Below are 6,762 nucleotides of genomic sequence, written 5' to 3' on the forward strand. Positions count from 1 at the left end.
AATCGCATGATTCGCTCGTCGGTGTGCGTGCCGGATTTCTGCCAGAGAAGATCACTCATTCGGATTCACCTTGTTGCCAACCGTGATGCAGGACCGATGCGATCGCTTCGTCGACCAAAAATCCCGACCTCGAATGGAGCGACCAGCGCGTCGGCGGGAACGTACTTGATTGTTGGGTCGAAATAGCGGGACGGACGCACGGAAGAATTCTCGAAGCGGGTTGGAAAAAATGGATCGTGCAGCACGCGCACGTCACGGTTGCACGATTCCCTCCCGCTCGTCGAAACCGAATGCGCGATTCACATTTTGCAGCGCCTGCGTCGCGGCGCCCTTCAGGAGATTGTCGAGCGTCGCGACAATGACAACTCGCCGGCCGCCCGCGGCCAATGCGAAGCCGCCGATGTCAACGTGGTGCTTTCCGGCAACCGCGCTGACCCACGGTGCATCGTCGACGATCCGGATCAACGGCTCATTCGCGTAGAAGGTCTGATAGCGCGCAACGATCTCGTCGCGCGTGGTTGCGTGCTGCAGCCACGCGTTCACCGTCATGGTGATGCCGCGGAAGTGCGGCGCCACGTGTGGCATGAATTCGACAGGGATCCCCAGCTGCCGCGAAACCTCTGCCTCGTGGACGTGCCCAACCAGTGAATACGGCATCAGATTGTCGAGCAGCCTTTGCGGGTCGTTCCGATCCGACGGGGTGGTTCCTGCGCCGGAATATCCCGAGACGCCGAAGCATGCCGGGGGCGCAGCGAGGTCGTCCTTCAGCGGCGCGATTGCGAGTTGCATCGCCGTTGCATAGCAGCCCGGGTTGCTGATGCGCTTGTTCCCGGCGGACTGCCCGCGGGTCAATTCCGGCAAGCCGTAGTACCAGCGCTCGTCGAACCGATGGTCGGCCGACAGATCGACGATCACCGTGTCCGGGCGGACCGCGTCGATCGCTTTCACGAACGGACTCGCCTTCCCGTTCGGCAACGCGAGGATCACGGCGTCGACGCGCTTCGACGCAACGTCATCGTGGTCGAGATTCTCATAGCGCAGGTCACCGACGTGGTCGACGACATGGTCGTGCACGCGCTCTCCGGCGCGCTCGCGCGAGGAAACGAACGCGAGCTCGAACGACGGATGGCGCGCGAGGAGGCGGATGAGTTCAACCCCGGTGTGTCCGCGTGCGCCGACGATGCCGATCGTTTTTGGACTGCTGCTCATACGCGTTGATTCACATGGTCGATGGATTCCCGCCTTCGCGGGAATGACGCCGGTTTCAGGATGTCGTTCGAGAATATCGGTGAGCGCTGCGCCTTGTCACATCATTGACGACGTCATTCCCGCGGATGCGGGAATCCATTGTCACGCGCGAGCAAGCCTGCACCATCCGAGAACGCAGTACGCACCCTCATTCCAGCAGCGTCGCGGGTCGAGACCGGCAATGCTCGACGCACCAGCGGATCTCGTCGAAATCCTCGATGCCGTACCAGAACACTTTCCAGCGCTCGTCCTTGTAGCAACCGCCACTTTCCGCGTAGTAGAACGGATTGACCGGATTTCCGTTGCGCGAACGCCAGAACAGGCGCGGATGGTCATCGCGCATCACCTGCCACACCGCGCGGCCAAGTCCTTCGCCCTGCGCATCGTCGAGCACGGCGAACTTGTCGAGGTAAGGGCGGCCACCTTCGTTGGTGAGGATGACCGCCGCGCGATAGTTTTCGCTGACGTACGCGCGCAGCAGCGGCGTGCGATCGAAATAATCCGCGACCAGTCGTCGACCAAACGCCGACTCGATCAGTTCACGCAGACGTTTCACGTCCAGTTCGTTCCACGACGTCGCATTCAGCACACGCTCTCCGCGACGCACGAGCGTGCCCGAACCCTTGTGCGTGAACAGTTCCTTGGCGAGCTCTGACGGTCGCGTGATCGACACCGAAGAAGACGGTGGCAGATTGTCGAGCAGGTCGCGGATCTGATCGAGCTTCACCCGCATGCCACCGTTGATCCACGGCTGTGCAATCAGATGCTCGTATTCAGTGGACAGGTTGATCGAATCGATCACCCTGCCCTGGTCGTCAAGCAGCCCTCCGGTTCCGGTGAGAAACACGATCTTGTACGGCTGCAGCACCTGCACCAGCTCATTCGCAGCGAAATCGGCGTTGACGTTGACGATCTGGCCACCGCTGGTTTCCGCGATCGACGCAATCACCGGGATCGAACCGACCTTGATCGCAGCCTGGATCCCGTCGATGTCGACGCGCGTCACTTTGCCAACGAGACCATACACGTCGCGATCCAGGAACTGCGCTTCGAACACACCGGATTGGATCGACGTTGCTCTGACACCTTGATCCTGCAGCGCCTCGACGAGTTTGAGGTTTTCGTGCCGCATCACCTGACGCACGACCGCGAGCACCGGCTCGTCGGTAAAACGCAGGTTGTCGATGGTGCGCTTCGCGATTCCGGCTTCCTGCATGCGCTCGTCCAGCTGCGGCCCCGCGCCGTGCACGACGATCGGCGTGAGGCCGACTTGCTGCAGGAACGCAAGCGACGACACCAGCGCATCGAGTTCGTCGCGCAGGACGGCGCCGCCCACCTTGACCACGGCAAAGCGCGCCGCGTCGAGCTGCGAAAAGCGTTTGAGGTACTGCTGGATCTCTTTCGTGCTGGCCATGCTGGACAGCAGTCGGACGATCGTGGTGCGCGTGTCGGTCATTGTCGATTGGCGCTCGAAAGGATTGTGCGACGACATCCGCGTGAACGTGAGTGCATGAATCAGGCGCCCAAGAGACGTTGATAGCTGGCTGCGGCGCTGGCGAGCTGGTCGAGAGCGACCCACTCGTCCGCCGTGTGCGCTTGAGCAATGTCGCCGGGGCCGAACACGATCGATGTCAATCCCGCTGCGGAAAACAGTGACGCTTCGGTCCAGAAATCGACAGCGTTTCCGATAGGCAGGTCCAGTGCGTCGGCGAGATCGCGTGCTTGGAGACGCCGTGTCTCAGCGTCGGCCCCTTCGCCGCCGGGCAAACACGGCCCGCGGAATGTTTCCTGGTAACTCTCGATGACATCGGCGGAGGCGATCGAGCGGAAGCAGTCGTGCAGTCCATCGATCGACATCGATGGCAACGGGCGGAAGCCGAATCGCACCTCTGCGGAGGGCGCGATCATGTTCGCCTTGATCCCGCCTTCGACCTTGCCGACGTTGAAACGCAGTCCGGTAAGACCGCCAAAGCGTTCGTGGGCCTGCGATTCGACGAACGCGAGCGCACCGCCACCCCAGCGCATCGCGTGATGCAGCGCGTTCGCCCGCATCGCGTCTGTGCCAGACGCATGTCCCGCGGATCCGCGGAATTTCATCAGCACCGACGCAATACCGCGATGCGCGAGCACGGCTTCGCACTGGGTTGGTTCGGCAATCACCGCTTCGGCAAAGCTGTGATCGCTGGCGAGGAACGCGCTGATGCACCGCGGGTCGTTGGCTTCCTCATCGGTACTGAACAGGAATGCTGCGTCAGCCGTCGTCGCCGCGGCAGCAGCGAGCAATCCAGCCGCGGCTCCCTTGATATCGCACGCGCCAAGGCCGATCGCTCGATCGTCCGTCACGCGAAGCACGTGCGGATCGGCACTCCATGCCGGCGACGAAGGAACGGTATCCAGATGCACGTTGAACACGCGCCTGGGTGCACCGCGCACCGCGAGCATCGACACAGCCCCTGCGCCGTGGTCGACCACGTCGATGCGGAAGTCCCGCAGATGCGCACGCAGGTAATCGAAGATGCCGCCAGTGCCGATCTCGCGCGGCGGATTGCGCGTGTCGAACGCGACGAGGGCTTCGAGGTGTTGGAGGACGGTTTCGATCATGGTGTGTCTGGTTGATTTGGCGACCGTCTTTTTTTATTTGCGGTTGACTTCGGCCCACAGCGTGCTGCTCATGCCGAACAGCTTGATGAAGCCTTCCGCTTCGGCGACGCCCCAATCCGCGGCCTGCGCATACGTCGCGCCCTTCGCGTTGAGGAGGTGCGGCGAATCGATCGCCACAGCGGTGACGACGCCCCCGAAGGTTTCGAGGGTGACCTCGCCGTTCACGCACGACTGGCTGCTTGCAAGAAACGCTTCAAGATCGATCTTCAGCGGATCATGGAAGAACCCTTCGTACACGAGCTCGACCCACTTTCGCGCAACCTCGGGCTTGAAGCGGTTCTGCTGCTTGGTCAGCACCGCTTCTTCAAGCGCCCGATGCCCCGCAAGCAACGCGGTCAACCCGGGCGCCTCGTAGATGATGCGACCCTTGAGGCCGATCGTCGTGTCGCCTGTATACACGCCCCGGCCGACGCCGTAATCGGCGAACAGCGCGTTGAGTTTCGCAAGCAACAGATGCCCGTCGATTGGCGCATCGTCGAGCGCTACCGCTTCGCCTTTTTCGAACCTGAGCTTCACGCGCAACGGCTGCGTCGGCCACTCCGCCCTCGTCTTGCACCAGCCACGCGCCCCTTCGCCCGGCGCTTGCCAGCGATCGATTTCTCCCCCCGACATGGTCAGGCCGAGAAGATTTTCGTTGATGGTGTAGGCCTTCTGCTTCGCACGGACGCCGAAGCCGCGTTCCTCCAGATATTTCTGCTCGTACGCGCGGACCTCGGTGTGCTCCTTCTGGATTTCGCGGATCGGCGCAACGATCTCGTAGTCGCCAAGCGCCTTCACCGCAAGGTCGAACCGAACCTGGTCGTTTCCCATGCCGGTGCACCCGTGCGCAATCGCGCGGGTACCGATCTCCACGCAGCGTTGGAGTGCCGCGTCGACGATGAGGTAGCGATCGGACACGAGCAGCGGATACTGGCCCTGGTAACCCTCGCCCGCCCACACAAACGGTTTTACGAACCCGTTCCAGATCGACGGTCCGCCGTCGACCGTGACGTGCGACGCCACGCCAAGTTCGTGCGCCCGCTGCTCGATGAACGCGCGCTCGTCAGCATCGACACCGCCGGTATCCGCGAACACGGTATGCACGTCCCATCCGCGTTCCTTGAGATACGGCACGCAAAAGCTCGTGTCGAGGCCGCCGGAAAACGCGAGCACGATGCTTTTGCCGGGAATCGGCAGTGCAGGATCGGAAGGACGAGAATCGGACATGATGGTTCCTGTGGTGAATCAAGCGGTGCGTGCGGCGGAAAGCGATGGCTTCAGCCCGATTGCGATGACGGCGCAACCAACGCGGCCATCAACGCCTTCTGGACATGCAGGCGATTCTCCGCTTCGTCGATCGCGATGCACGCTGGCGAGTCCATCACCGCGTCGGTCGCCTTCACGTTGCGGCGCAGCGGCAGGCAGTGACTGAAGACACCGTGGTCGGTCAGCGCCATCTTCGCTTCGTCGACGATGAAGTGCTTGTGGGCATCGCGAATCGGCTTTTCGTTGGCCCAATTCCCGAAGTACGGCAATGCGCCCCAACTCTTCGCATAGACGATGTTGGCGCCGAGATATGCCGTCTGCGGATCATGGCTGACGGTGAGCGAACCGCCGTTCTCCGCGACATTGCTGCGCGCAAACTCCATGTAGCGCGAATCGAGCAGGTAGTCGGGCGTGGGACACAGCAGCGTCACGTCCATTCCATAGCGGGTTGCGATCTGCAGCGCCGAGTTTGCGACGGCCGTGTTGAGCGGACGCGGATGATAGGTCCACGTCAGCACGTATTTGCGTCCACGCAGATCCTTTCCGAAGCGTTCCTGCAATGCCTGGATGTGCGCAAGCTCCTGGCAGGGATGCGTGATCGTCTCCATGTTGATCACCGGCACCGTCGAGTACCTGGCGAACGCCTGGATCACCCGATCCTCGCGGTCGACCGCCCAGTCCTGGAATTTCGGAAACGCGCGCACGGCAATCAAGTCGACATACCGCGACAGCACGCGCGCCACTTCCGCAACGTGTTCCTCGGTGTCGCCATCCATGACCGAACCGACGTCGAATTCGATCGGCCACGCGTCCTTGCCGGGCGCCAGCACGATCGCGTGCCCGCCGAGCTGGAACGCTCCGAGCTCGAAGCTGGTGCGCGTGCGCATCGACGGATTGAAGAACAGCAGGGCGATGGACTTGCCCTGAAGTTCGCGCCCCTCACGGGTTCGCTTGAATGCGGCGGCGCGGTCAAGCAACGCGTCGAGCTCCGGGCGCGACCAGTCCTGCGTACTGAGAAAGTGGCGAATCGTCATCTTGCGGAGGCTCTCTCTGGGTGGCTGTTGTCCGATCGCAGCGGGGGCAGCGGATGCGATCGAGCGGATGTTGAAAACGGAACCTGCAACGAAAAAACCCGGCGCAGCGGCCGGGTTTTTCGTCGATTCACGTAACGCGTGTGCGACAGCCTACCCGGCGGAAAGTGGCATTTCCGGTCGACGCGCACGCGACGTCATCCCGGCAGCCATACGGGCGCTGGTGACGATTTGCGGGCGTGACAAGGTGGAGGTCATTTGCGGACGTTAACCACAAATGCGACGCGGTGCAACAGCACGGGTGGTGTCACGCACGCGGGCTATGGTCATTCGACGGGTTCAATGCTGACCCGAACGCGCATGCGATCGCCGGGGTCGTAGTTGACGCGCGACATGTAGACATCGCCGCGATATCGATACTGCACATCGTAGGCGACGACGCGGCGTTCCTCCGAAACTCCCTGGACCGTACGGCAATGCCGCTCGGTGTCCGAGTAGTAGCGGTCTTCACCCCGTGCGACGTTGTTGCCCACTGCACCGCCGACGACGGCTCCAGCCACCGTCGCAGCGCGCCGGC

Annotated in this window: 5 protein-coding genes and 1 pseudogene; all 6 read right to left on the reverse strand. The window is 62.4% G+C overall.

The window, feature by feature from the left end; all coding sequences use genetic code 11:
* Positions 1-252 precede the first annotated feature (252 nt).
* Positions 253-1,209: an N-acetyl-gamma-glutamyl-phosphate reductase gene (gene argC, locus ABIV12_RS10640; RefSeq protein WP_348059045.1), complete on the reverse strand. Its 957-nt coding sequence runs from the start codon at positions 1,207-1,209 to the stop codon at positions 253-255.
* 187 nt (positions 1,210-1,396) lie between these two features.
* Entirely contained in the window at positions 1,397-2,704 is a 1,308-nt protein-coding gene (locus tag ABIV12_RS10645; RefSeq protein ID WP_348059047.1) for an acetylglutamate kinase, read from the reverse strand.
* A 59-nt stretch (positions 2,705-2,763) separates the two neighbouring features.
* On the reverse strand, positions 2,764-3,849 hold the full coding sequence (locus ABIV12_RS10650) for an acetylornithine deacetylase (RefSeq protein WP_348059049.1): 1,086 nt from the start codon (positions 3,847-3,849) through the stop codon (positions 2,764-2,766).
* Positions 3,850-3,882: 33 nt separating this feature from the next.
* The gene (locus tag ABIV12_RS10655; protein WP_348059051.1) at positions 3,883-5,115 is read right to left on the reverse strand and encodes an argininosuccinate synthase; all 1,233 of its coding nucleotides are present in this window, start codon (positions 5,113-5,115) and stop codon (positions 3,883-3,885) included.
* Between the two features lie 50 nt (positions 5,116-5,165).
* Positions 5,166-6,188, reverse strand: a complete 1,023-nt coding sequence (locus tag ABIV12_RS10660; RefSeq protein WP_348059053.1) for an N-acetylornithine carbamoyltransferase — start codon at positions 6,186-6,188, stop codon at positions 5,166-5,168.
* 323 nt (positions 6,189-6,511) lie between these two features.
* Positions 6,512-6,762: pseudogene (locus tag ABIV12_RS10665) on the reverse strand (hypothetical protein); the annotation flags it as partial.

This window comes from Dokdonella sp., assembly GCF_039926425.1.
GTDB lineage: Bacteria > Pseudomonadota > Gammaproteobacteria > Xanthomonadales > Rhodanobacteraceae > Dokdonella_A.